A 25,505-nucleotide genomic window follows, 5' to 3' on the forward strand; every position below is an offset into this window, starting at 1 on the left:
CGACGTGTTGAACCTCGCCCACCTGACCGGTCGCCGCGTCCAACACCACGGCACCGCGCTTGATCCACGCGCCTCCGCCTCCTCCTCTGCTTCTTCCCGGTCGGTCTCGGACGCCGGCGGGGAGCGTCCGCTCGCCAGCTGGATGTGAGGGTTGCCGTCCACCGGCCATAGGGGACTCCCGAGTGAGCAGGTCCAAGGTCTGGTCGCCGACAGAACTGCGCAAAGTGATCTGATGTGACGGCCTGTCACTCAAGGAAACCGCTGCCACGTCCACTGAGGCAGGAACAAACAGCCTCGGTCGACTCCGTGCGGATCGGAAGTTTTGACCATCGCATTACCCGCACCGATGCGGGATCCGGCCCTCCGCAATACCGTGGACGGATGGGGGACAACACGGCCTTACGAGAGCGGATCGCGCAGCTGGGCCTGACGCAGAGCGAGTTGGCGCATCAGATCAACACGGCCATCGGCAATCTGACAGGGCGCTACGGCACGGTGTCCGAACGCACGATCCACGGCCTGCTGACCCGCACGCGGTGGCCACAGGCCAAACAACGCGCCGCATTAGAGGCAGTATTCGGCTGCCCCGTCGAACAACTCGGCTTCACCCCGCCCAAGAACCAAGACCAGCACCGATCGCAACCGGAGCAGCCTGTGAGGCGTCGCGCCTTCCTCACCTCCACCACCGGCGTTGCCGCAGCCGTTGCGCTGCCCATACTCGCCCCACCCGCAGTCGGTAGCTCCGATGTCCTGCGTCTCCGCTCAGGATTGGACGCCCTCACCGATCTGGACGACAGGCGGGGCGGACACCGCGCGTTGGAGACCGCAGCACTCGCCGGGGCCGCCACCGCCGTCAATCTCCAGCAGGGCCGAGCCAGCGAGCGCATCCACCAGCGGCTGTATTCACTCGCTGCCGACTACACCGCAGTTGCCGCCTGGTCCTGTATCGACGCTCGGGAACTCGACCGCGCCCAACAGCACCTCGACCGCGCCACGACGCTGGCGGGTCTGTCCGGCGACGCCGTCGTGCAGCTGCGGGTGTGGAACTTCATGGCCATGCTCGCCCACCACGGCCAGCGGCCCGCCGACGCCATCGCCGCCGCGCACGCAGCGGGCGCCACGCAGGCGGCCCGACGTGACCCCCTGTACGCCTCCCTGGTTCATGCGAGGACAGCAGTCGGTCACTCCGACCGGAGGGACCGGCAGGCCGCACTGCGCAGTCTCGGCTTGGCCCGCGACGCCCTGGGCAAGGCCGCTGACCAACCACGGCCGAGCTGGGTCGCCTTCTACGGCCCTGCCGAGTTGCAGGCCATCAACGCCATCGTCCGCCAGCAGCTCGGCGAACACGAACAGGCCGAGGCTGCGTCACACCAGGCCATCTCCGCCATCCCGCCCCAGTTTCGCCGCAACCGGGCCCTGGCTACCGTCCGCCTCGCCCAGGCCCAGCTAGGGCAGGGCGACGTCGACCTCGCGTGCGGCAGCGCCCACCGGGTGATCGACCTCATGGCAGGCGACCCGCTTCCTGGACGGATGCGTACGCTGCTCGGCGACTTCCACCGCACCTTGCTGACCGCTGCACCGCACACCCCTGCCACCCTGGAGTGGGCCGATCGGGCCCGCACGGAATGGAGCCGACAGCCGTGATAGCCCTGCGCCGGTATCACCACGACGACGTCACCCCCGAGCTGAAGCAGACGCTGGTCACCGTCCACGCCGACGCCTACGCGGAGGCGATGGACGACCCGTTCAACCAGCGTTTCGCCTGGTTCGTCGACCACTGGAGCAGTAACCCCGGCTTCGCCTGCGTCCTGGGGTACGACGGCGACGAGCCGGTCGGCTTCGCCTACGGTGCCGCCGCCGTGCCCCAGCGGGAATGGTGGCGAGAGCACTGGACCCCTGACGGTGCCGCTCCCACCTCTACCTTCGCCTTGTCCGAACTCATGGTCCGGCCCAAGTGGCGCAAGACCGGAACCGGCCGCCAGCTCCACGAAGCCCTCCTCCAAGGCAGGAGCGAAGCCCTCGCAGTCCTTCTGGTCGACACCACCCACCCCAGGGTCCAAGACCTCTACGAGTCCTGGGGGTACCGAAAGGTCGGTAACCGCCAGCCCTTCGCTGACTCCCCTCTCTACGCCGTGATGCTCAAGCAGTTGCAGACCTGACCTGGCCGCAGTTCACGCGCGAATACCAGGCCGCTGCGAGACAACCACTACGCTCCGGTCAAAATCCCCTTGGGACCTCCGGAAGCACGGTGACGCGGGGTCAGCCTTGGCGCAGGGCGGGCATCGGAAGGGGAATGCCGTAGGTGGTGGATCCGACGCCGACGCCGCCCTGGCAGGTGTTGGGCGGGTCGGTGGTCACTCCGCGGGTGGAGGGTTTCTCGGCGGCCCAGAACATGTAGCCGAGCATGCCCGGCGTGGTGCCCGCACCGTTGGGGGCGGCGCTCTGCAGCCAGCTGCCGGTGGCGTTCTGCACCGAGGTGGCGAAGTTGTTGCACTCGGGCCGGACCTGGGAGCCCTCGGCGATGTAGAGGCCCCCGGTGAACTTCGCCGGCGCCAGCGGGCCGATCGCCGGGTTGTAGTTGGACTTGCCGGTGATGTGCTCCTGCCAGTTGGACTCGGCCGAGCTGGCAGAGGGCTGCTTGCTGGGGACCATCGCGTTGGCGTAGTCCAGCACCGGGTTGGACGTGGTGAGCCAGTTGGCGGTGGCGTACTGGTCCAGCGCGATCAGGTAGCGGTCGCCCGCGGCGACGTCCAGGGTCAGCCGGGCGGTGGGGTCGGCGCCGCTCGCGTCGTAGGGGTGGGCGGCCCGGTAGGCGCTGATGAAGGACTGGAGTCCGGTCAGGTTGGGGCTGGAGCTGTTCTCGTAGTCGATCTCGATTCCGACCCCGAGCTGGGTGGCCAGCGCCGCGGCCTTCTGCCCCAGCAGGGCCGCGTTCTGGGTCAGCGCGGTGTCCCAGTCGCCGGTGTAGGTGATTCCGCCGATCGAGAGCATCACCCGGATGCCGTGGCTGGTGAAGTAGTTGACCACGGCGGCGTTCATACCGACCGGCGCGCCGTTGACGTCGCCGCTGTCAGTGGTGCCGTTGAGCAGCTTCAGCGGGTTGACGAAGCTGAGGACTACCAGGTTGACCGAGGGGTGGCCGTCGCCCCGGTCGATCAGCCAGTGGTTGTTGGTGTCGAAGTCGGTCATGTCGCGGACCGTGGCCCAGGTGCAGGCGTCGTCCCCGCAGTGCCACGCGCCGTAGACCTGGATCGGCGACGACGCCACCGCCGGCGCCACCGGGACCGCAGTCGGAGCCGCCGCCGTCCCAGTCGTCATCGCGGCGGCAACCAGTACCGCCGCGCCCACAACCGACTTGAGTCTGCCTGAGTGCATGCGCATTCCGCGCCTCCCGGCGATCAGAACGTCCATTGGTGGATCACACAGTGAGGCTGCATCAGGTCCACGTCAATGGTGCAGACCAATTCGGTTGGAGTCCCGCCGTCGCTGGCTATCCCATGTCGGCGAAATGGATCCTGGCCGCCTGCGTACACGCTCAGGAATGACCTGTAGCGGGTCGGCTCCGAAGATCGGGTCAGTCGGCGGTGGCGGTGTCGTTAGAGTCGGCCAGGCCCAGTCGAAGGTGTTCGACGTGGTAAATGGCCTGGTCCAGGAGCTCGGCGACGTGGTTGTCGTACAGGGCGTAGACCATCGAGCGTCCCCGGCGCTCGACGGCGACCAGTCCAAGGTTCTTCAGCAGCCGCTGGAGCTCACCCGTCGCCACCGGGTCCACCGGTGCCCTCATCGCCCGCTCCTCCACCACCGCCCGTCGCCGTAGCGGCGACGGGCGTCCCGCGCGCACGATACGCGCCCGGGGCCGCGCCCGCGCTCGGTCAGGTCACGGTGAGGTAGGCCAGGCTGCCCAGCCCGGCCAGGGTGCAGTAGATCGCGAAGGGGGTCAGGGTACGTGTCTCGAAGTACTTGGTCAGGAACCGCACCGCGACGTACCCGGCGACGAACGCCGCCACCGCCCCGGCCAGGACCTGACCCCGAATGCCGTCTCCCTGATGGCCCATCAGCGAGGGCACCTTGAGCAGGGCGGCCGCCCCGATCACCGGGGCGGCGAGGAGGAAGGCGAAGCGGGCGGAGTCCTCGTGGCGCAGGCCCTTGAAGATGCCGGCGCTGATGGTCACGCCGGAGCGGCTGATACCGGGTAGCAGGGCGAGGATCTGCGCGGCGCCGATGACCAGCGCGCGGCCCCAGCCGAGCTTGGTGATCCGCAGGTCTGAGAGTTCGTCGGTGTTCAGTTGCCTCTCACCGGGGAGGAGCATGCGCTGGTCGGTGGCACGGCGTTGGCCGGTGCCGCCGCGGCGCAGGCGTTCGGCGACGAACAGCACCAGGCCGTTGAGGGTCAGGAAGATCGCGGCGGGGATGGGCTTGCCCAGGTGTTCGCGGAAGACCTTGTCGAGGGCGAGTCCGGCGATGCCGACGGGTATCGTCGCCACGATCAGCAGCCAGGCCAGCTTCTCGTCCACGGTCTCGATCCGGCGGTGGCGTATCGAGCTGAGCAGGCCGGAGATGACCCGCACCCAGTCCCGCCGGAAGTAGACGACCAGCGCCAGCGCGGTGGCCAGGTGCAGGCCGATCAGCACGTTCAGGTACGGGGAGTCGGCAGCGGAGACGTTCAGGTCCGCCTTCCAGTGCCCGCCGAGCAGGGCTGGCACCAGGATGCTGTGACCGAGGCTGGAGACGGGGAAGAGTTCGGTGACGCCCTGGAGCAGGCCGACGCCGATGGCCTCTGGGTAGGAGAGAACGGACATGGGCAGCCTTCGCAGCAAAGGGGATCCGAGGAGCGGGCGGGCCCGAAGCTACTACAGCTTGTAGGAGTTTTGGCGGGGCGGCGGACGCTGTTCGTCGGACCGTCGCCCGCCGTTCATCGCGTCCGCGCCCACGTGGTGGGCATCCCGTGCGCAGTGGTCAACGGTCCCGCCCCGGGTCGTCATGTTGGTCCGCGTCGGAGGCACGGGTCCGGCGTCGGCGCCGAAGGTGCCACACGACAAGGGCTGCCACCACGACGACGGCGAGGCCGATCGCGACGTAGTGCCCGACCTGGGCCTCGATCCTGCTGTAGGCGTTGCCAGCGAAGTAGCCCAGCAGGGTGTAGCCGACGCCCCAGGCCAGGCCGCCGAGGGCGTTGAAGAGCAGGAAGCGGCGGTAGGGCATGTGGGAGATGCCGGCCAGGGCGGGCATCATCGCGCGGAAGAAGGCGATGAAGCGGCCCAGGAACACCGCCTCGGGCCCGCGGCGCCGGATCAGGTCCTGGGCCTTGGCGATCCGCTCCTGGTGGCCGCGCAGCGGACGGGTGGTCAGGATCCTGGGGCCGAAGCGGTGCCCGACCTCGTAGCCGACGCTGTCGCCCGCCACGGCCGCCAGGACCACCACCGCGGCCAGCCACCACACCGAGACCTTGCTCTGGCTGGCCAGCACTCCCGCGAGCACCACCGCCGTCTCCCCGGGCAGGACGAAGCCGACGAACAGTGCGTCCTCGCAGAAGACCAGGGCGAAGACGACCGCGTAGACCACGGGGCCGGACAGGGAGCCGAGCCAGTCGGTGATCGCGCCCATCGGCCGTCCTCGGGTCTGCGGGATCCGGGTGGAACCATCCATGACTCTACAACGTGTAGTAGCTTATGCCGGGCGGTCGCCGTCTCGTCGTCCAAGTGTCACGTGCTATTCACCTTTCCCCCGGGGTGCACTGCCGTGCGAGCGCGGCGGCGACCGCCCGGCACCCGCTGGTGCCGCTCTCCTGCCGTTGGAAGGACCCCGCATGCCGTACGTGCGCCACTGGTTCCGCACCGCTCTGCTGCTGTTCGTGCTGGCTCTGGCGATCGGTCTGGTCGCGGCCCATACCTCGCTGCTGCAGCCGCACGAGCTGAGGTGGGACCGCCATCTGCAGCTCGACACCCGCACCGGTTGGCTCAACCAGGTGATGCTCGGTGTCAGCGACGTGGTCTCACCGGTCGGCGGCCTGATCATCCTGGCCCTGTGGTGCGGCTGGCTGCTGTTCGTGCGGCACGACCCGGTCAAGACGGTGACCACGTTCCTGGTGGTCGCGGTGGGCTGGAACAGCTCGGAGATCGCGAAGATCCTGGTGGCCCGCAACCGGCCCCCGGCCATCTACTCCCTGGACCCGGAGATCGGCTCCAACAGCTTCCCCAGCGGCCACGTCGCCTTCACCGTCTCCGCCGCCATCGCCGCCTACCTCCTCGCCCGCGGCACCCGCCGGCAGCGGCCCGTCGCCTTGGCCGGTATCGCGGTCGTCGCCCTGGTCGCGTTCTCCCGCCTGTACATCGGCGCGCACTACCCCACCGACGTGCTGGGCTCCCTGCTGGTCTCCGGCTCGGCCATCATCTGCCTGACCGGCCTGTGGCACCGGTGGCTCCAACCGCGCCTGGCCGCCATTCCCGTCCTGTCCCCACTGCTCGCCCGCTTCGGGCCCCTCGACTCCCCTCCGGCGCTGGTCGGCGGCCCGGTGGCATCTGAGCCCACGGCTGCGGCCTACCGGCAGGACGGCTGGCCCGTGGCCGACAGCGGGCACCGCCGACGGCACGCGGCGAGCTGACCGGTGAGCGACCTCACCGCCCGCCGATTCGGTGGCTCCGACCTGGAGCGACTGACTCACGCGGTGGAATCGGCCGCCCGCACCGGCATCGTCGACGCCCAGTTCGCCCAGGCCGCACGGGAGGCGGCCAGCGGGCGCGGGCGCGTGGCCCGCCTGGCCGGTGCGGTGACCGACCTGCTCCAAGCCCTCGCCCGCACCCAGGAACGCGAGCACCACAGGACCTGTTCGGCGATCCAGAGCCTGCGCGAGCCGCTGACCGCCATCAAGGCCCACGTGCAGGTCCTGGGCCAGCACCCCGACCTGCCGACGGCAGCCCGGACGGCCCTGCTGACCGACCTGGACGCTGAAGTCGCCTGCCTGTGCGAGGAACTCGATGCCCTGGCCGCCGCCGTGCGCAAACCAGTACGACCGGATCAAGGCCGCTGACCCCTCAGTCCTGACGGCTTATCAGGACGTCGGCGGCGGCTGCTCGGCCTGTGGCTCAGGCGGTCGGCCAAGGAGCATGGGCGCGGCACCGATCAGCACGGCCAGAGCGGCGAAGCCGCCGGTGAGCGTGGTGGCCGCAGCCACTACCGCGACCAGCAGCGGTCCGCCCGCATCACCCAGCTCACGTCCCAGTTCTGCCGCTCCCATGGTCTGCCCCAATCGCTCGGGAGCGGCGGAGGCAGCCAGGGCGGCGAAAGCCAGCGGAGTGATCAGACCGGTGCCAGCCCCGATGGCCACGGCCGCCAGCAACAGCCCGACCACCCCGGGCAGCATCGCCGCCGCCAACCCCAACCCAGTGACCACCAGGCCCACGCGAATACCGGCGAGTCCGCTGATCCGTCCCGAATCCAGTGCGGTACCGGCGCGCGGCTGCACCACCGCAGCGCACAACGCGAGCACCGAGACGGCCGCCCCGGTGGCCACCGTTCCCAGATGCGCCGCAGCCCCGGACACCGGCAGGAAGCCGACCCCGACCGACAGGGCCGCGGTCGCGCACGCCAGGGCCACGGTCGGCCGCAGGAATGCCCCGTTGCCCAGCGAACGGGCCAGGTCCAGCACGGTCTGGCGACGCCTCGGCAGCGGGGCCACAGCAGGCACCACCAGCAGCGCCCACCCCGCGACCGCCGCCGCCAGGACAGCCATCACCGTGAACAGCAGCGGCAGCCCGCCCGCCCACACCAGCACCCCGCCCAGCAGCGGGCCCGCGGTGTAGCCCAGGCTCTTGTAGAAGCCGTAGGACCCGAACGCCCGCCCCTGCTTGGCCTTCGGATTGAGCCGGGCGACGAGAGCCGAAGCGGCAGGGGAGAATGCGGAAGCCGCAGCGCCCTGCCCCAGGCGCGCCAGCCACAGCAGCCCGGTGTCGTCCGCCAGCGCGAACACCGCCGAGAACAACGCGAACGCGACCAGGCCGCCCAGCAGCACCGGGCGCGCCCCGATCCGGTCCGCCAGGGTCCCGAAGACCGGCTTCAACAGCACCTCAGCCCCGTCGTACAGGGCCAGCAGCCCGCCCAGCACCAGCAGCGACTCGTGGCGTCCCGAGGTGAAGGAGCCCAGGTTCGCCGCGATGCCGTGCGCGCCGAACGCGGTGGTGAGCCCGGCTGCGTACAGAGGCCACATCCGCCACCGCGCAGCCGCCTTGGACGGAGTGGGGGCCGAGGCGGTCATAAGGGGGTGCTCCTGAAGGTGGCCCTGCTTGGCGGGGTGGTCAGTGGCTTGCGGTGTAGGCGTGCTGGGCGCCCTCGAACATCTTCTCCGTGTCGTGGGCGGCCTCGGCGAGGCTTCCGCAGCACAGCGCCAGCAGCAGTGCGAACACCACCAGCGGCATCCGGCGCGGCACCGGCGGCGCGGCCAGCAGGGCCTTGACCCGGCGCGGCACCGGACCCCCGGTCGCGGCCAGCACCCCCGCCCGGCTCCCTGTGTCCTTCTTGGCCAGCGCCGCGCGGGCCACGGCCCGGGCAACCAGTCTGCGGTCCCCGACCGCCTCGGCGGCGTCCTCGTCTGCCCACCGCTCCACCGTGAACGCCCCCTCGCTGACCAGAGCGAAGAGCAGCGGGCAGGCCGCAGCCGACAGCTGGAGGGCCAGCAGGAAGAAATGGTGGTGGCTGCGCAGGTGGGAGCGCTCGTGTGCCATCAGCGCCCCGCGCTCCGCACCGTCCAGTGTCCGCAACATCCCCGTCGAGACCACCACCCGCCCCGGCAGGCCCGGCAGCCCGGGCAGGGCGAACGCCTCAAGACGGGCGTCGTCGATCACCGCGAGTTCCCCGTCGCCGGGCATGCGGTGGCACTCCAGGAATGCCGCTATCAGCACTCGCCCCCGCCGCCAGGACACCACCCCCAGCACAACGGTCGACGCCACGAGCACCACCGCGCAGATCGCGGCAACCGTCCGGGTGACCGGGTCCTCGGCATCCAGGACCGTGGTGGACCACGAACCGAGGAACGCCACCACCGGAATCTGCCCGAACCCTGAGAACGCCAGCAATGCCAGCGCGCCTACCCAACTGCCCGCCGCCACCAGCGCGGCCGTGGCCAGCGCCCAGGTCGCCTGGCGCGGCGCAAGCCGCCGGGTCAGGCGGGGGGCGAGCACAGCAAGCAGGGCTGCGACCACGAAGGGAATGTAGACACTGATACGCACCGGACTACGGCCCCTCGTCCCCGCGCAGCAACTCCTGCATCAGCGCCTCGTCCTCACCACTGAGGGTGGACACGAACCGGGTCAGCACCGCCTTGCGGTCCAACCCCTGGTCCAGCAGGGACGCCATCCGCCGGGCCGTGTCCGACGCCTGGTCGCGCACCGGGGCGAAAGCGTAACCGCGCCCCGAGCGAGCCCGGGTCAACTGCTTCTTGTCCACTAGTCGAGACAGGATCGTCAGCACCGTGGTGTACGCCAACTCACCCGGCAACCGCTCACCCACCTGCGCCGCGGTCAGCGCCGAATCGGCTGCCCACAGCACAGCCATCACATCGGACTCCAGCTCGCCTGCAGCCCGGCGGCTGGCACCGCCACGCCCCTCACGCTCCTGCGACACCCTGTAATCCCTCCTCCGGCACGCCACAGCAAACTCGCACAAGACATCGAAGCCAATGAAGAGGACCAGTCGGCCATCCACCGGCAGTCGCCTAAATCCATGCTGCACGGAAGCCCTCAAGCTACTACGCAGTGTAGAGGTACGGATACTGGTGCCCATCGAGCAGGTTGACTTCCGGATCCGGCCCCCTCCCCAGTCGTGGTCAACCGGATCGTCGGCTGCCGCCCGTGCAGCCCTGGGTCACCGCTGAGAAGAACTCGCGCGAGAGCTGCTTGCAGTTGCGGATTGCCGGGTCAGCACCTCGATGAAGACGGAATCCCACGGGTGGAGCTCGTGCACCTGCGAGAACTTGGCTACGGCCTCGCACTCGATGGGCTTGCGCGCCCACGTTGTTGACTTCCGCTCACGTATTGGCCGCTGAGGGTTCTTCATCCTCATAGATGGCGAACGGATGGACGTAACGGCCCTTGTTGAAGGGGGTGAACCAGTCCTTGAGGCCCATGGGTGCGATGCCGAGGTGGGCGGCGGCGGGGTCCTGCTCGATGCCGTCCATGGACGGGTCGTACAGCCACTCGTGGTCCATGTCCTCGTAGACGCCCTCCGCGAAGTACTCCCAGGCGGTGGCTACGTCCTGGTCCATGAGGCCGTACAACTCCAGCGTTACCTCGGCCGTTTGGAGGAGGAGGCGGAGCAGGAGTTCCTCGGCGACGCAGTTGAGGTTCTCGAACCCGGATTGGGTCATGCGTCCGGTGAGGGTGACGGCGGTGACCACGAGGTGCCGGGCGAAGCGTTCGTCGTACCGGAGTGCGAACTGGCTCGGCAGGCTGTCGAGCTGCATCATCGGCCCGTCGCACTGGGCTGCGTTGGAGTTCTCCTCCGTCAGTACCGCCAAGTCCATGAACAGCTCGTCCAGGAAGATTTCCATCGAGTAGGCCAGTGCGCCGGCCGCAAGCTCGGCGACCTCATATGACACCAGGGGTTCGCCTGGTGCTTCATCGTCTTCCTCGTCGGACTCGGTGAAGTGGCCGAAGGAAGCCACACTGAATGCGGCGAGGACGGGGGCCATGGCACAGATCCTGACCCGAAGGGCCTCCCGCTCCTCCTCGGAGAGCCCGCTGGGAGTGGTGTCCTCGGCAGGGCCGGAGACACTGGCAGAAGAGATGCCGGGCTCGCCGTCCTCGTCCAGGCTCTTCTCCGCGAGGTCGGGGTGCAGCTCGACCTCGCACTTCGATACCACCCATTCGCTGAGCAGGTCGGAGCCTTCCAGGAGCTCTTCGGTGATTGCGCGGACAGCCTCCTCGGCGGCCTCCAGCGACGGGGCATCGACGACGACCTTCAACAGGGCACCCGCGGGGTGGACTGCCAGAAACGAATCGAGCAGTTCGACCTCGGAGCCGTCCTCGCCCTCTATCCCTGCAAGTATCCCTGCAAGCGACTCCAGCCCGCTGCGCAAAAGGTGGATGACGCCGGCGCGCTGCAGGGCGTCCAGCTCGGGGGCGTCTGCGGGCGGCTGGGTGTCCACGCTCACGGTGTACTTCACGCTCCCCAGACTGCCCGAGCGCAGGGCGAACGCGTGTGGGATCGGATGAGTAGGTCTGCGGGATCTGTCAGGTTCGGCCAAACGGACACGGCCGGTCAGCCGGGGGTGGGAGACTGCGGGCTTCGCGGGCGATAGCGGGTGTGGCAGGATGATAGGAGGCCGTGAGGCTGAAGGCGACGCCTCTGAGGCCATGATCAAACCGCGTGCCAGATCCGTGCCAGATGCCCCGGTAAACAGGGGTCAGCAGCGGACAGACAGAACGCGCCGGGCGCGCAGGATTCGTGACATAACCGCAGGTCAGACGGTCTTCGCTGGTAAAGCTGGCGAGCTTCCCAAGCTCAGAGCGCGAGTTCGATTCTCGTCACCCGCTCCAACGCAAAGCCCCAGGCCAACGGTCTGGGGCTTGCTCGTTGTCTAGACCAATTTTCGAGCACCGCAGGAGTCCGGAAGCCGGTCATCGGTTCGCTCTTCTGATCCGTCTCCCGCTGTCTCCTGTCGAACGGCCGCTTCCAGGCGGCCCGACAGCTGACCCACGACGCCGCCGACTACCTCGAGCGCGGCCTGGAAACCTCACCCTCTTCCTGGTTGGGGCAATGGCCGCCGCCCAGGACGATGACCGGTCCTCCGTCAACGACTTCCTGCTCCGAGCTGAAGTTGCAGCCCAGCGCCTGGGTCGCGACGCCAACCACCTGTGGACCGCCTTCGGTCCGACCAACGTCGTTATCCACCACGTCGCCACCGCTCTTGAGCTCGGCGACGCGCAACTCGCCAGCACACTGGGGCCGAGCGTCGACACGACCGGACTGCCCACCGAACGCCGGGTGCGACACGCCATGGAGCTGGCCCGAGTCCAGGGCGCCCCGAACCGAACAGACGAGGCGCTGACGCTGCTGCTGGGGGCCGAGTAGCTCGCACCGGAGCAGGTCCACAGGGGTTGAGTGATTCTCAAGGGAGGGCATCGTAGTCTTTACACACATCCAGGCTTTGCTTAACTCTTGGCAAGGCCCCCGCTTCGGCGGGGAATTGAGTTGCCGCATTTCGCGGCATCACACAACCAGGCGGATCACCCCCACGACAGCGAGGAGCTTGCCATGTTACCCATAGATTCGCCGCCCGAGCCTGACCGTGAGAAGGATCGCCACCCCAGGTGGGACCCGAGCACCATGCAGGGTGCGATCGTGGCAGCGATAGTCGGTGGAATGATCGTGTGGCTTCTGGTGACCGTTGCGCCGCACATCCACTTCTACTGGCGGTGACGGGGCCCTTGCTGTTCGGCCTGCGCCCCGATACGGGTAGCCGCAAGGTGCGCCTGCTGGATCAATGATTGAGCACTTCTGGTGTGCGGGGTTGGGCGGTCATGCGGATCAGGGTGAGCCCGTCGTAGTCGGTGGGGTGTCGGCGGCGGGTGCCTGCGGTGCGGAGGGTGAAGCCTTGTTCGTTCGCTGCGGGGTGGACGAGGAGGGCTGCGCCGTCGCCGACGACGGCGCTGGTGGCTTCCCAGAGTTGGTCGCGGACGCGTGCGGAGACGGTGCCGACGAAGATTCCGGGGGTGACCTCCAGGGTCCAGCGGCTGAGGGCGCCGCGCAGGTGGTCGGGGACGGCGGTGGTGGCGATGACGACCATGGAGGCCATGTCAGGTGTCTCCTGCGTAGTTGACGCCCGCGGGCAGGACTCCGAGTTGGGGGTCCCAGAGGTGGACCATGTCGACTCCTTGGCGGTCCGGTGCCGGGTCGGGGTCCTCGGCCCCGGTGTCGGGGGCGAGGAGGGCCTGGATGTCGGTGACGATCCGTGGGAGGAGTTTGACGAGGCGGAAGCCGTCGCGGAGTTTGCGGCGGGCTTCCTGTTCGGGGTTGCTGGAGTTGTGGAGGGCGAAGGCGAGGGGGATGGTGGTCTCGGCTTTGTAGAGGTCGGCGATGTCGTAGACGAAGGAGTGCTGGGTGCCGGCGTGGACGAAGCCGAGGGCGGGGGAGCAGCCCATGGCGAGCAGGGCGGCGTGGACGACGCCGTACAGGCAGGTGTTGGCGGAGGACAGGGCGAGGTTGACGGGGTCCTGCTGGTCCCATTGGTCAGGTTGGTAGTTGCGGCGGAAGCGTCCGATGCCGTGCTGTTGGGCGAAGTGGCGGTAGAGGGCTTTCATGCGTTGCCCTTCCATACCGCGTAGTTGGGCCAAGGTGGTGCCGGCCGGTACGGGGGTGGCGAAGCGCTGTCGGTACATGCGGACGGCGACGCCCAGGCGGGTGGCGGGGTCGGCCCAGCTGCGGGCTTGGTGTTCGAGCCAGGTGGTGGTGAGGGAGTCGGGAAGGACGCCGGCGTAGGCGCGTACGCCGCCGGAGCCGGTGCAGACCACGGTGGTGCCGTGGCGGGCCAGGGTGCTCAGGGCTCGGGCGGTGATGGAAGTGCCGGGGCCGAGCAGGACGCAGGACAGTGCCGCGGTGGGCAGGTAGACGGTGTCGGTGCCGTTCCTGGTTTCGATCTGGGCGCAGACGCCGGTGTCGTCCTGGACGATGCGGACGAGGTCGAGGTAGAGGAACGAGAGCGAATCGGCGATCTTGGGGAGCATCGCGAGGGTGGGGGCGGCCAGTTTCGCCCTGGCGTCGGCGCTGCGTTGGACGCTCATCCGCAGCCTGCGGGGGCCAGGCTGAGGAGTCCGGCGCCGTAGGGCTTTCCTTTGCCTATGCCCGTGACGATGGCGGCGGCAAGGGCAGTGGGGTCGGTGACGGTGGCGGTGCCGTCGAAGCGGGTGAGTTCATGGCGGGGGCCTGCCGCGGTGCGGGTGCAGGCTGGGCGCAACTGGGTGGCCAGGACGGTGTGGACGTCGAGTCCGGCTTCGGCGGAGCGGCGGCGCCACCAGGCCGCGGCTTCCTCGCCGTGGAGCGGGACGACTTTGCCGTGGGTGCGGCCGGCGGCTTCCTGTTCGGCCGGGGGGCGCAGGCGTTTGGCGGCGTTGCCGGCGATGCGGTAGCGCACGTGGATGCCTGCGGTCAGGGCTTTGAACATGGGGCCGAGGTCGCGGGTGTCGGCGTGGCCGTAGCCGGCGGGCAGTTGGCCCAGGTCGGGCAGGTGGGTTGTCTGGACGAGCAGGACGGTGCCGCTGGGGTCCTCGTCGAGGCGGAAGAGCACGCCGCCCTGCCGGCGCGGGTGCTCGCCCAGGTGCTGGGGGGCCAGGCGCATAACGGTCTTGTGCAGGCCGATCGCGTCGGCGAGGTCCTTGCGGACGGCGGGGTGACGGGGGTTGAGCTGGATGCGGGTCAGTGATGCGAGGGTCACCGGGCCCCTTCCTTCGTGCTGCGCGCCGGCGTGGATGCGGCCGGTGCGGTGGTGGGTGCTGTGGTCATGTGCTCTGCCGCAGTGCGTAGTCGATGAGGCGCTCGGCAGGGTTGCGTCCGGCGTAGAGGTCAGTGGGGAGGTCCTCGTCGGTGCGCCACAGGCGTCGGGCGCTGTAGCTGCGGTTGTCGGGTGCGAAGCTGGTGGGGACGTCGGTGACTTCGTACAGCTGGGCGTCGGCGGCGAGGCCCGGTGGTGGGCTCTCCCACACGAAGCCGACGCGCACGGTGCTCTGCCCGGACGCGGGGGGTCGGGCAAGGCAGAGGGGGACGGCGGTGCGCAGTTCCGTCAGCGGGTCGGTGACGTTGTCGCGCAGCAGGAGCGGTTCGTCCGGCACGCAGGAGCGTCGGCCCAGATAGGGGGCCCAGGCGGGTCGCTCCAGGGCGGCGGCGAGGCGTTCCAGGAGGGGGTCGGGGCCGGCCAGGGCGATGGTGAAGGCGGCGTCGGCCAGGTAGTGGCGGCGGGTGACCATCGTGGCGGCGTCGGCGGGCCGGTGTCCGCCTTCGCTGGTGGGGACGGTGTGGGCGGCGGGCAGGCCGCCGCCGACGGTGTGGAAGTCGATCAGTCGGTTGCCGGGGCGGTCGATTCTGACGGTGACTTCCAGCGGTGCGTAGTGGTCCAGGTCGGCGTAACGGCTGCGGCCCTCAGCGGCAGCGAGCATGCCGATCAGGGCGGACCGGGTGGGGAACGGAGCGGTGTCGCGGGTGTTGAACGCTGAGCGTTCACCCCAGGACTGCAGCGGGCCGGCCAGCCGCAGAATCAGGGCGTTCATTCGGGGTCCGGCTGGGTGAAGGCCGTGTCCAGGGCGGCGTCGGTGAAGTCGGCGAAGGAGCTGTGGCGGGTGCCCAGGTTCTCCAGCGGTTTGTCATCGATGCAGGCGTGGCCGTGGGCCAGGCGTCCGCGTCCGCCGGTCAGGCGCTGCACTGCGGCGGCGTAGGTGTCCAGGTCTCGCCTGGCGGGTTCGGCGAAGCCGCCGGCCGAGGCGCGGACAGGCTGTTCGAAGGCTGCGGCGAAGGAGACCGGGCGTCGGTCGCGGACGGCGAAGTAGGCCAGATCGGGCAGGGTGTGTGCGGCGGTGCTGTTCTTCTTGGCCTGCGGGATGGACATGAGGTAGGCGTCGATGAACAGTTCGACCAGTTCCCTGGCCCGGGTGCGGTCCTGGCCGAGGTTCTTGAGCAGGTCGGTCAGGTTCACGGTGGCGAAGCGGTAGAAGTTGCCGGTGGCGAACTCGCCGGTCTGCATGTGGCCGCTGCCGGTCTCCACGGCGGGCAGCCAGTCGTCGACGGCGGTGAAGAAGTCCCGCTGGGGGTCCGATCCGTGGGTGGTGAAGGCGTGGGCGACCTGGACTGCTCCGTCGACCTTGCCTCCGGGCAGTTCGGCGAGCATCCGTCCGAACAGGTCGATGGTGGCGGTGCGGCTCTTGAGGATGTTGTTGACCCGGTCCCTGGGCAGCAGCGCCGCGTCCTTCGCCTTGGCGGCCTTGGCCTTCGTGCCGAGGGCGGCTTCCAATTCGGGGCGATGCTCGGCGCACAGGACGGCGAGTTCCTCGATACCGCGTTGGGGCAGGTAGAGCAGGACGGAGGTCTTGCCGCCCTCCTCGGTTTTCAGGCCGTCCTTGCCCGCTGAGCGGGCGACCTGCTCGCCCGCGAACTTGGCCAGGTCCTCGGGCCAGCCGTGGTCGGATGCGACGAGGGTTTCGGCGACCTTGGCCGGGACCAGGCGGGTGCGCCGGGCGTACTCGCCCAGCCGTTCCTCGACCTCGTGGCGGATCTCGCGCTTCCAGGACTGGCTGGAGACCCGGACCCGGTCGGTGCTGCCGTAGCGGACGGTCTTGGGCGAGCCCAGGTCGTCGCGGTTGAGGTTGGAGAAGGGGACGGACTGCAGTACGTGCAGGTCGATGTACAGGGCCATCAGCGGGTCTCACTCTCTTCGGTCCGGGAGGACTGCGCGTCTGCGGGGGTGTCTGAGCCGGGGCGCGGGGCATGCAGGGTGCGGTAGAAGGACTGGAGCCAGCGGGTGGCGATGGCGTCGCGTGCCAGGTCCCAGGCCGAGAGGTCCTCCAGCAGGACTGCCCAGTCGACTTCGGTGCCCTTGTCCTGGACGTACCGCAGCAGCGACGGCAGTCGAGGGTGGACCGAGATGAAGCCCTGGCGGGTCAGCAATCGCAGATGGGACTCGGCGGAGCCCTCCTTCATCCCCGCCAGCACCGCCTGTCCCAGCCCGGTCCCCAGGTTGGGCCTGTGGTGCCAGGGAACGGGTTGGAGGGGTGCGGGCTCGGTGACCGTGGCGGACCCGGTACCGGGCGCGTTGGCGGGCTCGGTCGCCGCACGGGCGGCCTGCGCCTCGCGTACGGCGCGGGGACGGTCGGCGATCAGCGAGGCGACCGCGTAGTGCGCCCGCTCGCCGAAACTGTCCTGCGGCACGCGCCAGGCCAGCCACCGGTGCATGCGTGCGCACTGCTCCAACGGGCGCCCCAGTCCACTGCGCAGGTCGGCGCGGGTGCCGGTGTCGGCGCACATGGCGACCACCGCGGTGACGTACTCCTGCGCCGACCGGTGCCGCTTCTCCGACCGTGATTCGGTGCCGGGTTCGGGCGGGGCGGGCGTGCTCATGCTGCCTCCTTGGGGCCGGGCCGGGCGGGAGTTGCGGCGGGGATGACGGTGCGCAGGATGCCCAGGGCGTGGCTGACGGCGCGGGCCGCCTTCTGCTCCTTCTCCGCGGTGCCCACGGCAGCGTGCAGGGCCTGCCCGGCGACGCGGGTGAAGGCGCGGTAGGGCTCGGTGGCGGTGTCCTGCAGCAGGGCCCAGAACGTGGTCTCCGCCTGCGGCCAGTACTCGGCCCAGGCGCGCTGGCGCCAGGGACCGGGCCTGCGGGTGTCGGCCTTGACCTGCGAGCCCTCCTTGGGAGGGGGCAGCGTCGCCTCGGCCCAGGCGATCGCCGCGGCGAAGCCGAGCTTGTTGGCGACCTCCTCGGCCGCCTCGCGGCACAGGGAGATCCGCCGGGCCGCTGCTGGGTCCTGCTCCTCGGTCCAGCGCAGCAGCGGCGGGGTGACCGAGGTGAACCAGGACGTGTCGACCTGCTGGCCGTCCTGTTCGAAGCCGTAGGCGCGCACCCGAAGTGCGGAACGCAGGTCACTGGGAAGGTCGTTGAGGTCCTGGAAGATCGTGGGACGGTGGAACCCGGCGGTTGCGTCGCTCTTGAGGAGCAGGGCGTCCAGGTCACGCCACAGTGCGCGGGCCGGATCCGCCTCCCGTGAGTAGCGGTTGCCGGCGTTGGGCCCGGTACGCACGGTGTTCATCACCAGGTACGGGTCGGTGGCGGCCAGGGCGGGGTGCCGGGTGCCCCAGGTCAGGTAGGCGTCGGTGACGGCGCGCCCGTCGGCGGTGGGCAGCAGCAGCAGTGCGTGCCGCGAACGACCCGTCAGCAGGCGGCCGGGCCAGGTCAGCGGGGTCGGCGTGGGACGGGGGTCCGGCGCGTCCGGTTCCTCCCACGGACACAGGTCCGTTGTGCCCGTGGCGCCTTCGGTCAGCCGCGGGACCGAAGCCAGCAGCGACTCGTGCAGGGTGCGGCCCAGGGGGTGGAAGGAGATGGTCTTGCGCAGCGGTCCCGCGGTGCTGTTGGCGTCGGTGCGGCCGTCCACCGTGCGCGCCGAGCAGCGTCCGCTGGGGCCGTAGAAGTGCTGGACGAGCAGGTACCAGGCGGCCTGGTCGGCGGGCAGGGGCTGTGGCTCGGTGTCGTGGAAGGGCCCCCACCAGGTGGGGTTGTTGCCGGCGGCGCGGCCGAAGGCGAGCTTGTTCACCCCGGCGCGCTTGGAGCACTGCTCGCTCAACGCAGGGTCCTGCAGGAACGGGCGGTCCCGGTCGAACAGCCCGAAGCGGTGCACCAGGTCGGGGCGGTCGAAGTAGGCGTGCACGGCGGCCGCGTCGAATCCGCCGCGGCGCAGCAGCGCAGCCTTGCGGGCGTCCAGCCAGTCGTCGGCGTACAGGTCCGGGTCGTCCAGAGCGGTGATCCGCGCCGCGATCACGGTCAGCACGCGCAGCAGGGCGGAGGCGGCCGGGGGGACCGGCAGCGCGAGGTCCTCGATGTCATGGGCCCGCAGGAACAGTTCCCGCAGACCCACCGACACCGTCAGGTCGGCGATGCGGACCGGGATCCAGGGCTCCTCCCGCAGGTCATAGCGGGGCGGGTCAGACATGTGCGGCTCGCTTTCTTCAAGAGCGCGGTGTGTGGGCGCTAGCGTGTGGGCATCCCCGTCGACGCGGGGGTGATCCGCGTTGATGCGGCGGTGACGAGCACGATGGGGTGTCGCACCGGTCCCCGCCGTTGTGGGGGTTCAATCAGTGGCACCTGAAAAGACCGTAGCTTCAAAAGCGTTGATTGGGAGGTGATTTGCTCAATCCCGGAGGTGCACGAGGCCGAGTTCGGGGTCGAGCCGGAACACGGCGGCGCCGATCCGGACCCCCTCGGCCTTGCTGCCGACCACCGGATGGGCGAGCAGCAGCAGGTCGCTTAGTAGGGGATGATCCCGCCACGACACCGGGGCGTCCTGCTCCGCTGTGCGTGCCTTGAACAGGCCGGCCCGGACCGGGAGCGTACGGCGCATCACGGCCCGCACGTCCGCGGCGCTGAACCGTCCCGCCTTCGGCTGGGGAAGTGGGTGCTCGCCCCGCGGGTCGAGGGTCGTGCGTCCGTCCAGCTGCTGGTAGCAGCCCAGTACCCGTACCGATTCCACCACCATCCGCTCCGGGCGCCGGCCGATGCGCCCCAGCGCTTCCACCACCGTCCGCGTCACCTGCTCCCGCTGGTCGCCGGGGAAACGCGCGTGCAGCAACACGATCTCCTCGCCGGCCTTCAGCGCGAACCGGTGTCTGAGGAAGGCGTACGTCTCCTGCGCGTCCGCCACCGTCGTGCACACCACCGCCGCGCAGCCTCCCCCGGCGACCAGGGGATCCAGGACCTCCTCCAGCACCGCCAGCCGGGCATCGCCGGGCAGCGCTCCGCCGTCCCGGGGCTCGGGCAGGTGCCGCACCAGGCGCACATCCACGCGCAGCCGGTACCGGCGCTCGGCGCTCTGCTCCTCCTGGCGCCGCTGCGAGATGGCCGTCGACCTGCCCGAGGCGTTCACGAAGAGCCAGCCCGGATAGGGCGGCCGAAACGGCATTTGCCCCAGCGCCGTTGTGCCCACCTGCTTGCCGCCCTCGAGGTAGGCGCGGACCAGCCGCTCGCCCACCGAGGACGGCAGCGTCGCCGACAGCAGCACCACCGGACAGTTGTAGGACCCCAGCCACTGCAGCAGCCGGCACAGCAGGACCTGCATGTACGGGTCGTACGCATGCGCCTCGTCGACCACGAAGGTCTTCCCCGACAGGGCCAGCAGCCGCAACGCGTTGTGTCGGACCGGAAGGACGCCCAGCAACGACTGGTCGATGGTCCCCACGGCGAACTGCGCCAGCAGGGGACGCTTGGCACCCCGCAGCCACCTGCCCGGCAGCGTCGCGCGCACACCGCCGTCCGGTGTCGACTCCTCGTCCGAGACCACGTCGTCGCCCGCTACCGCCAGGTCCTCATCGCTGTACGCCGTGTTCAGCCACGCCATGCTGTGCGTCAACGTCACCGCGGCACCCGCATCGGGCCGCATCTGCGCGGCCACGACCGCGGCCACCCGCTTGTACATCTCGTCGCTGGTCGCCATCGTCGGCAGCACGAAGCACAGGCCCGACGTTCCCGCCGCCTGCGCCAGGATCCGCTCGGCCTCGAGCGCCGTTTCCGTCTTCCCGTCCCCCGTCGCGGCCGTGACCACCAGGATCCCCGCACCGCTGCCCGCCACTGCCTCGGGCAGCTCCTCCATGATCGAAGCCTGCAGCGGATTGGGTCGCTCAATGCCATGCACCTGGGTAAAGCCCTTGCGCGATAGGCCGACCCGCACCAGACCCGCGTCGGCCACCAGGCCCGGCGCCGCGACACAGGCACGCGCGAAGTGCTCCGCCGCACCGATCATCTGACCCCCGGCCCAAGGCCGCCAGTAGTGCTCCTGACTGACCAGCCAGTCGGCAAGGATCACCAATCCCGTGATCAGCACCGCGCTGGGAGCAGTCATCCGCTGCGGAACCACTGGCACACCGAGCAGACCGTGAACAGCGCCGACGTAGTCCTTGCGCAACTGCCGCCACTGCGCGCCGCCGAGACCGTCATCGACACCCGACCGTGCGAGCTGCTGAAGGCGTGCCAGATCCATCGGCTGGAACCGCCCGTGGTGACCACCCAGGATCTGGGCCGCCCGCACCCCCGGATCCTTGTTCGCGTCCGCCGCGTACCCGAGGTCCGACAGCGGGCCCAGCACAGTGTGCATCGACGCACGGTCGTGCCGCATGCCGTCCACCTCGCCGACATCGTCGCGTAGCACCTTGCTCAGGCCGGTATACGCCTCCGCCACGCACTGCTGGAATCCCGGCGTCAACTTCCCCAGGTCATGAAGCCCCGCCCAGAACGCCACGACCACACGGGCCTCAGCCTCCGAGATGCCTAACCCTGCGGCAATGCAAGCCCGCTGATTCGAAGCCAGGAACCGATCCCACAGCTCCTGCACCACAATCGCCGTGTCCAGCAGGTGAAACAGCAACGGATAAGCCGTCACTGGCCGTTGAGTACCTGCCTTGCCCCACGGGCTCACATCCTCGCCGCACCCGTCCCACTCCAACATCCGCGCCCCACTTTCGAGTCAGCAACACGGACCGCATCCAAGCACCCACCACTGACATCCGCTCCGCAATGAACCTCCCGTCCGACAGCTGGGTCTGCGTGCCACCACCTCCTCGCGGCTGCGGAACTCCGTACCGGCGGAGTCCCGGCTAGGCTGGGAACGTGACTAGCTACAGTCGGCGACCGATAGTCAAGAATTCGCAAAGGCCCGTCTAAACCGCAGGTCAAAAAGCCTGCTCCCCGCCAACGCGGGGGTGATCCGCTGTTCCCGAGGCGCTTGGCGTAGGCCCGGCCCTGCTCCCCGCCAACGCGGGGGTGATCCGCTGGCGCCGGAACTGCGGTACACCGCGGGCGCCTGCTCCCCGCCAACGCGGGGGTGATCCGGCGGGGTCATAGGCGACGACCAATCAGGAAGGCTGCTCCCCGCCAACGCGGGGGTGATCCGCTCTCCAGCTACCACCTGATCGCGAGCAGCAACTGCTCCCCGCCAACGCGGGGGTGATCCGGATGAGCCCATGAGGCCCAGCACAACCGCCCTCTGCTCCCCGCCAACGCGGGGGTGATCCGGCGACGGAGAACCGCAAGGCCGTCCAGCTGATCTGCTCCCCGCCAACGCGGGGGTGATCCGCTCCAGTGGACGTCCACCACCGCCGGCGGGGCCTGCTCCCCGCCAACGCGGGGGTGATCCGGCCCAGGAGACCGGCGGGGAGAAGAACCCCTACTGCTCCCCGCCAACGCGGGGGTGATCCGACGGCTGGGCAGGGAAAACACCCATCCGGGGGCTGCTCCCCGCCAACGCGGGGGTGATCCGACCATGCTGACGTAGATGATCAGGACGAGGATCTGCTCCCCGCCAACGCGGGGGTGATCCGCGACTGGACGAGATCGACGCGGAGTACGACCGCTGCTCCCCGCCAACGCGGGGGTGATCCGCCCGCGGCATCCGGGAGCGCCTGGACACCCGGCTGCTCCCCGCCAACGCGGGGGTGATCCGTGTGGGTGGAGCGGGGCGGGACCCGCACGCTGCTGCTCCCCGCCAACGCGGGGGTGATCCGTGGTTCCACCTGCCCGTGTGGCTGTGGGCCATCTGCTCCCCGCCAACGCGGGGGTGATCCGACGTACACCCCGGTCGGGCGCGGCATCATCGTCTGCTCCCCGCCAACGCGGGGGTGATCCGTCGACCACCGTGTTCGCGTCCGGGGTCCAGAGCTGCTCCCCGCCAACGCGGGGGTGATCCGGCCCAGGAGACCGGCGGGGAGAAGAACCCCTACTGCTCCCCGCCAACGCGGGGGTGATCCGAGACGCTGCGGGGGGAGGAGTGGGGAGGCTACCTGCTCCCCGCCAACGCGGGGGTGATCCGCTGGTCAAGCTCGCGGAGGCGTACGGGACCCACTGCTCCCCGCCAACGCGGGGGTGATCCGGTGGATCATCTTCTCAGCCATGCGCAGATGGTCTGCTCCCCGCCAACGCGGGGGTGATCCGCAGCGGGTCCAGGGGACCCAGCGGGACATGCACTGCTCCCCGCCAACGCGGGGGTGATCCGACCTGCTGAACCGGCTCTGGACCCCGGACGCGCTGCTCCCCGCCAACGCGGGGGTGATCCGGTGGATCATCTTCTCAGCCATGCGCAGATGGTCTGCTCCCCGCCAACGCGGGGGTGATCCGTCGAGCTGACGACGTGGCCACCACCGGGCCGGCTGCTCCCCGCCAACGCGGGGGTGATCCGTAGTAGTTGCTGCTGGACCAGAACGGGTTCATCTGCTCCCCGCCAACGCGGGGGTGATCCGGCGGAGTCCACGGAGTTGATCATCTCGGTGGTCTGCTCCCCGCCAACGCGGGGGTGATCCGATCACGTTGTCGAACGCGTCCAGCCGGTACTGCTGCTCCCCGCCAACGCGGGGGTGATCCGCTTGACCAGCATCGCGCCGGCGTCCTGGGCGGCTGCTCCCCGCCAACGCGGGGGTGATCCGATCACGTTGTCGAACGCGTCCAGCCGGTACTGCTGCTCCCCGCCAACGCGGGGGTGATCCGTCGACCACCGTGTTCGCGTCCGGGGTCCAGAGCTGCTCCCCGCCAACGCGGGGGTGATCCGTCGGGGCTCTCCCCGGACGCGGGGTCGATCAGCTGCTCCCCGCCAACGCGGGGGTGATCCGGCGACGGCCGCGACGTCCAGCGCCGACCCGGGCTGCTCCCCGCCAACGCGGGGGTGATCCGCCCTCCCAGGGGGGTTCCGGGGAGGGCTTCGGCTGCTCCCCGCCAACGCGGGGGTGATCCGGCCCCGCAGGGCGGCGGCGGGGGCGGCAAGGGCTGCTCCCCGCCAACGCGGGGGTGATCCGATCACGTTGTCGAACGCGTCCAGCCGGTACTGCTGCTCCCCGCCAACGCGGGGGTGATCCGTACGGCGCGGCCGGCGCCGCGGCCATGTGGTACTGCTCCCCGCCAACGCGGGGGTGATCCGCGCCATCAGCAGCCCCAGCCAGTCCATGAACCCTGCTCCCCGCCAACGCGGGGGTGATCCGGTGGATCATCTTCTCAGCCATGCGCAGATGGTCTGCTCCCCGCCAACGCGGGGGTGATCCGACGGCTGGGCAGGGAAAACACCCATCCGGGGGCTGCTCCCCGCCAACGCGGGGGTGATCCGACGGCTGGGCAGGGAAAACACCCATCCGGGGGCTGCTCCCCGCCAACGCGGGGGTGATCCGAGATCGGCAACGGCGGCATCCTGCTGGAGAACCTGCTCCCCGCCAACGCGGGGGTGATCCGGCGGAGTCCACGGAGTTGATCATCTCGGTGGTCTGCTCCCCGCCAACGCGGGGGTGATCCGCGAGCGTGCTGTGAACCTGACCGACCCCTTCCCTGCTCCCCGCCAACGCGGGGGTGATCCGTCCATCGGGGTGCCCTCGATGATCCGGCAGCTCTGCTCCCCGCCAACGCGGGGGTGATCCGCCCAGGAGCAGGCCGGCGACGTACATGGTCAGCTGCTCCCCGCCAACGCGGGGGTGATCCGGCGATCAGGAAGGACAGGCCCAGGCCCTCCGCCTGCTCCCCGCCAACGCGGGGGTGATCCGTCGTAGTTCGGAGCGGGCATGGCTGGTCTCCTCTGCTCCCCGCCAACGCGGGGGTGATCCGGCCGGGTGACGCTGATCTCGTCCGGGGGCGGCCTGCTCCCCGCCAACGCGGGGGTGATCCGTCGCCGTTGATCGCCTTCTCGGCGATTCCGGGCTGCTCCCCGCCAACGCGGGGGTGATCCGTCGGTCACGACCAGGTCCCCCCGCCCGTCGACCTGCTCCCCGCCAACGCGGGGGTGATCCGCAGATCGAGACCGGCGCGGAAAACCTGGGCATCTGCTCCCCGCCAACGCGGGGGTGATCCGGGTGTGACCGCGTTCCTGGCGGACTACCTCGGCTGCTCCCCGCCAACGCGGGGGTGATCCGTCATCTGCGAACAGCTGCCGTCCGGGGTTACGCTGCTCCCCGCCAACGCGGGGGTGATCCGGCGACCACGCCAGCGATGAAGAGGGCGAGGCTCTGCTCCCCGCCAACGCGGGGGTGATCCGCCCTGTACTACGCGAGGAGTTGACCTGATGGCCTGCTCCCCGCCAACGCGGGGGTGATCCGCCGATGAAGTACGCGCCACGGCTCTGCCGGTCCTGCTCCCCGCCAACGCGGGGGTGATCCGCGGGAGGTGGCGGACACCGTCCTTGACCGCGGCTGCTCCCCGCCAACGCGGGGGTGATCCGATCGGCGGCGTGACCGCGACCGAGATCACCGACTGCTCCCCGCCAACGCGGGGGTGATCCGTAGGCGCGGGCTCTGTCGGCCGTCTCGGCGTCCTGCTCCCCGCCAACGCGGGGGTGATCCGCAGACCCGCTGTTGCGGGAAGTACGCGATGAGCTGCTCCCCGCCAACGCGGGGGTGATCCGACCATCGAGACTGCCAGCGGGCCGTCGAGCGGCTGCTCCCCGCCAACGCGGGGGTGATCCGGGACTGGATCTCAGCGAGACGCTCCTCGCTCACTGCTCCCCGCCAACGCGGGGGTGATCCGTACGGGGCCGGGTCGGCCGCCTTCGGCACCACCTGCTCCCCGCCAACGCGGGGGTGATCCGCCACGGCCCTCGCCTGGCGGACCCGGCGTGCCCTGCTCCCCGCCAACGCGGGGGTGATCCGACCCACCTCGCGCTCGCCCTAGCCGCCACGGGCTGCTCCTGTCAGCGACGGCGCTTTTCCCCTACTTCGGGCGGTTGCTGTCGGCGTAATTCCCCACCCTGACGGCGGTCGGTTCCCCAGGGGGATCCCGGTCGTCGGCAGGGGCCGGTCTACTCCCGGTT

The 25,505-nt window shown here is 70.0% G+C and carries 20 protein-coding genes, 1 pseudogene and 1 CRISPR repeat array; of the genes and pseudogenes, 5 read left to right on the forward strand and 16 right to left on the reverse strand.

Annotated features, from left to right (window positions below; translation table 11 throughout):
- Positions 1-381: 381 nt before the first annotated feature.
- Both ACEZDE_RS13955 and ACEZDE_RS13960 read left to right on the forward strand, forming a co-directional pair.
- On the forward strand, positions 382-1,644 hold the full coding sequence (locus ACEZDE_RS13955; RefSeq protein WP_380536084.1) for a helix-turn-helix transcriptional regulator: 1,263 nt from the start codon (positions 382-384) through the stop codon (positions 1,642-1,644).
- Entirely contained in the window at positions 1,626-2,159 is a 534-nt protein-coding gene (locus ACEZDE_RS13960) for a GNAT family N-acetyltransferase (RefSeq protein ID WP_380536086.1), read from the forward strand. The genes ACEZDE_RS13955 and ACEZDE_RS13960 overlap by 19 nt, the downstream gene beginning before the upstream one ends.
- Positions 2,160-2,259: 100 nt before the next feature.
- Here ACEZDE_RS13960 and ACEZDE_RS13965 read toward each other — a convergent pair whose 3' ends face one another.
- The 4 genes and pseudogenes from ACEZDE_RS13965 to ACEZDE_RS13980 form a co-directional block, all read right to left on the reverse strand.
- A complete protein-coding gene (locus ACEZDE_RS13965; RefSeq protein WP_380536087.1) occupies positions 2,260-3,375 on the reverse strand; it encodes a hypothetical protein in 1,116 nt (371 codons plus the stop codon).
- Positions 3,376-3,574: 199 nt separating this feature from the next.
- Positions 3,575-3,745: pseudogene (locus ACEZDE_RS13970) on the reverse strand (transcriptional regulator); the annotation flags it as partial.
- A gap of 127 nt (positions 3,746-3,872) precedes the next feature.
- On the reverse strand, positions 3,873-4,799 hold the full coding sequence (locus ACEZDE_RS13975; RefSeq protein ID WP_380536089.1) for an undecaprenyl-diphosphate phosphatase: 927 nt from the start codon (positions 4,797-4,799) through the stop codon (positions 3,873-3,875).
- Positions 4,800-4,956: 157 nt separating this feature from the next.
- A complete protein-coding gene (locus tag ACEZDE_RS13980; protein WP_380536091.1) occupies positions 4,957-5,646 on the reverse strand; it encodes a DedA family protein in 690 nt (229 codons plus the stop codon).
- Between the two features lie 160 nt (positions 5,647-5,806).
- Between ACEZDE_RS13980 and ACEZDE_RS13985 the strand changes: the two genes are divergently transcribed.
- The gene (locus tag ACEZDE_RS13985; protein WP_380536093.1) at positions 5,807-6,601 is read left to right on the forward strand and encodes a phosphatase PAP2 family protein; all 795 of its coding nucleotides are present in this window, start codon (positions 5,807-5,809) and stop codon (positions 6,599-6,601) included.
- Between the two features lie 3 nt (positions 6,602-6,604).
- Positions 6,605-7,027, forward strand: a complete 423-nt coding sequence (locus ACEZDE_RS13990) for a hypothetical protein (RefSeq protein WP_380536095.1) — start codon at positions 6,605-6,607, stop codon at positions 7,025-7,027.
- 21 nt (positions 7,028-7,048) lie between these two features.
- On the opposite strand, the gene ACEZDE_RS13995 is transcribed toward ACEZDE_RS13990, so the two are convergent.
- The 4 genes from ACEZDE_RS13995 to ACEZDE_RS14010 form a co-directional block, all read right to left on the reverse strand.
- A complete protein-coding gene (locus ACEZDE_RS13995) occupies positions 7,049-8,251 on the reverse strand; it encodes an MFS transporter (RefSeq protein WP_380536097.1) in 1,203 nt (400 codons plus the stop codon).
- Between the two features lie 40 nt (positions 8,252-8,291).
- Positions 8,292-9,221, reverse strand: a complete 930-nt coding sequence (locus ACEZDE_RS14000; RefSeq protein WP_380536099.1) for a M48 family metalloprotease — start codon at positions 9,219-9,221, stop codon at positions 8,292-8,294.
- A 4-nt stretch (positions 9,222-9,225) separates the two neighbouring features.
- Complete coding sequence (locus tag ACEZDE_RS14005) at positions 9,226-9,615, reverse strand: BlaI/MecI/CopY family transcriptional regulator (RefSeq protein WP_380536101.1); 390 nt, start codon at positions 9,613-9,615, stop codon at positions 9,226-9,228.
- 403 nt (positions 9,616-10,018) lie between these two features.
- On the reverse strand, positions 10,019-11,155 hold the full coding sequence (locus tag ACEZDE_RS14010; protein WP_380536103.1) for a hypothetical protein: 1,137 nt from the start codon (positions 11,153-11,155) through the stop codon (positions 10,019-10,021).
- A gap of 593 nt (positions 11,156-11,748) precedes the next feature.
- Between ACEZDE_RS14010 and ACEZDE_RS14015 the strand changes: the two genes are divergently transcribed.
- The gene (locus ACEZDE_RS14015) at positions 11,749-12,063 is read left to right on the forward strand and encodes a hypothetical protein (RefSeq protein WP_380536104.1); all 315 of its coding nucleotides are present in this window, start codon (positions 11,749-11,751) and stop codon (positions 12,061-12,063) included.
- A 409-nt stretch (positions 12,064-12,472) separates the two neighbouring features.
- Here ACEZDE_RS14015 and cas2e read toward each other — a convergent pair whose 3' ends face one another.
- The 8 genes from cas2e to ACEZDE_RS14055 all read right to left on the reverse strand — a co-directional run bounded on the left by cas2e (position 12,473) and on the right by ACEZDE_RS14055 (position 21,179).
- Positions 12,473-12,787 carry a type I-E CRISPR-associated endoribonuclease Cas2e gene (gene cas2e, locus ACEZDE_RS14020; RefSeq protein ID WP_380536106.1) on the reverse strand — a complete coding sequence of 105 codons (315 nt, stop codon included), beginning with the start codon at positions 12,785-12,787 and terminating at the stop codon, positions 12,473-12,475.
- Position 12,788: 1 nt separating this feature from the next.
- Positions 12,789-13,772 carry a type I-E CRISPR-associated endonuclease Cas1e gene (cas1e, locus tag ACEZDE_RS14025; protein ID WP_380536108.1) on the reverse strand — a complete coding sequence of 328 codons (984 nt, stop codon included), beginning with the start codon at positions 13,770-13,772 and terminating at the stop codon, positions 12,789-12,791.
- Positions 13,769-14,422, reverse strand: a complete 654-nt coding sequence (locus tag ACEZDE_RS14030) for a type I-E CRISPR-associated protein Cas6/Cse3/CasE (protein WP_380536110.1) — start codon at positions 14,420-14,422, stop codon at positions 13,769-13,771. Before ACEZDE_RS14030 ends, cas1e begins: the two co-directional genes overlap by 4 nt.
- A gap of 64 nt (positions 14,423-14,486) precedes the next feature.
- Positions 14,487-15,251 carry a type I-E CRISPR-associated protein Cas5/CasD gene (gene cas5e, locus ACEZDE_RS14035; RefSeq protein ID WP_380536111.1) on the reverse strand — a complete coding sequence of 255 codons (765 nt, stop codon included), beginning with the start codon at positions 15,249-15,251 and terminating at the stop codon, positions 14,487-14,489.
- Positions 15,248-16,390, reverse strand: coding sequence for a type I-E CRISPR-associated protein Cas7/Cse4/CasC (gene cas7e / locus ACEZDE_RS14040; RefSeq protein WP_380536113.1), 1,143 nt, complete (start codon positions 16,388-16,390; stop codon positions 15,248-15,250). Before cas7e ends, cas5e begins: the two co-directional genes overlap by 4 nt.
- Complete coding sequence (gene casB / locus ACEZDE_RS14045) at positions 16,390-17,091, reverse strand: type I-E CRISPR-associated protein Cse2/CasB (protein WP_380536115.1); 702 nt, start codon at positions 17,089-17,091, stop codon at positions 16,390-16,392. Before casB ends, cas7e begins: the two co-directional genes overlap by 1 nt.
- A complete protein-coding gene (casA, locus tag ACEZDE_RS14050) occupies positions 17,088-18,674 on the reverse strand; it encodes a type I-E CRISPR-associated protein Cse1/CasA (protein ID WP_380536117.1) in 1,587 nt (528 codons plus the stop codon). The genes casB and casA overlap by 4 nt, the downstream gene beginning before the upstream one ends.
- Positions 18,675-18,872: 198 nt before the next feature.
- Positions 18,873-21,179: a CRISPR-associated endonuclease Cas3'' gene (locus ACEZDE_RS14055; protein ID WP_380536118.1), complete on the reverse strand. Its 2,307-nt coding sequence runs from the start codon at positions 21,177-21,179 to the stop codon at positions 18,873-18,875.
- A gap of 232 nt (positions 21,180-21,411) precedes the next feature.
- Positions 21,412-25,344: a CRISPR direct-repeat array (repeat unit 29 nt; unit sequence CTGCTCCCCGCCAACGCGGGGGTGATCCG).
- The last annotated feature ends 161 nt before the right edge of the window (positions 25,345-25,505 follow it).

Origin of the sequence: Streptacidiphilus cavernicola, from assembly GCF_042510955.1 — a bacterium.
Taxonomy (GTDB): Bacteria; Actinomycetota; Actinomycetes; order Streptomycetales; family Streptomycetaceae; genus Streptacidiphilus; species Streptacidiphilus cavernicola.

Coding starts and splice junctions, on each gene's coding strand:
- ACEZDE_RS13955 (WP_380536084.1), top strand. CDS start 382: ATGGGGGACAACACGGCCTTACGAGAGCGGATCGCGCAGCTGGGCCTG.
- ACEZDE_RS13960 (WP_380536086.1), top strand. CDS start 1,626: ATGGAGCCGACAGCCGTGATAGCCCTGCGCCGGTATCACCACGACGAC.
- ACEZDE_RS13965 (WP_380536087.1), bottom strand. CDS start 3,375: ATGCACTCAGGCAGACTCAAGTCGGTTGTGGGCGCGGCGGTACTGGTT.
- ACEZDE_RS13975 (WP_380536089.1), bottom strand. CDS start 4,799: ATGTCCGTTCTCTCCTACCCAGAGGCCATCGGCGTCGGCCTGCTCCAG.
- ACEZDE_RS13980 (WP_380536091.1), bottom strand. CDS start 5,646: ATGGATGGTTCCACCCGGATCCCGCAGACCCGAGGACGGCCGATGGGC.
- ACEZDE_RS13985 (WP_380536093.1), top strand. CDS start 5,807: ATGCCGTACGTGCGCCACTGGTTCCGCACCGCTCTGCTGCTGTTCGTG.
- ACEZDE_RS13995 (WP_380536097.1), bottom strand. CDS start 8,251: ATGACCGCCTCGGCCCCCACTCCGTCCAAGGCGGCTGCGCGGTGGCGG.
- ACEZDE_RS14015 (WP_380536104.1), top strand. CDS start 11,749: ATGGCCGCCGCCCAGGACGATGACCGGTCCTCCGTCAACGACTTCCTG.
- cas2e (WP_380536106.1), bottom strand. CDS start 12,787: ATGGCCTCCATGGTCGTCATCGCCACCACCGCCGTCCCCGACCACCTG.
- cas1e (WP_380536108.1), bottom strand. CDS start 13,772: ATGAGCGTCCAACGCAGCGCCGACGCCAGGGCGAAACTGGCCGCCCCC.
- cas5e (WP_380536111.1), bottom strand. CDS start 15,251: ATGAACGCCCTGATTCTGCGGCTGGCCGGCCCGCTGCAGTCCTGGGGT.
- cas7e (WP_380536113.1), bottom strand. CDS start 16,390: ATGGCCCTGTACATCGACCTGCACGTACTGCAGTCCGTCCCCTTCTCC.
- casB (WP_380536115.1), bottom strand. CDS start 17,091: ATGAGCACGCCCGCCCCGCCCGAACCCGGCACCGAATCACGGTCGGAG.
- casA (WP_380536117.1), bottom strand. CDS start 18,674: ATGTCTGACCCGCCCCGCTATGACCTGCGGGAGGAGCCCTGGATCCCG.
- ACEZDE_RS14055 (WP_380536118.1), bottom strand. CDS start 21,179: ATGTTGGAGTGGGACGGGTGCGGCGAGGATGTGAGCCCGTGGGGCAAG.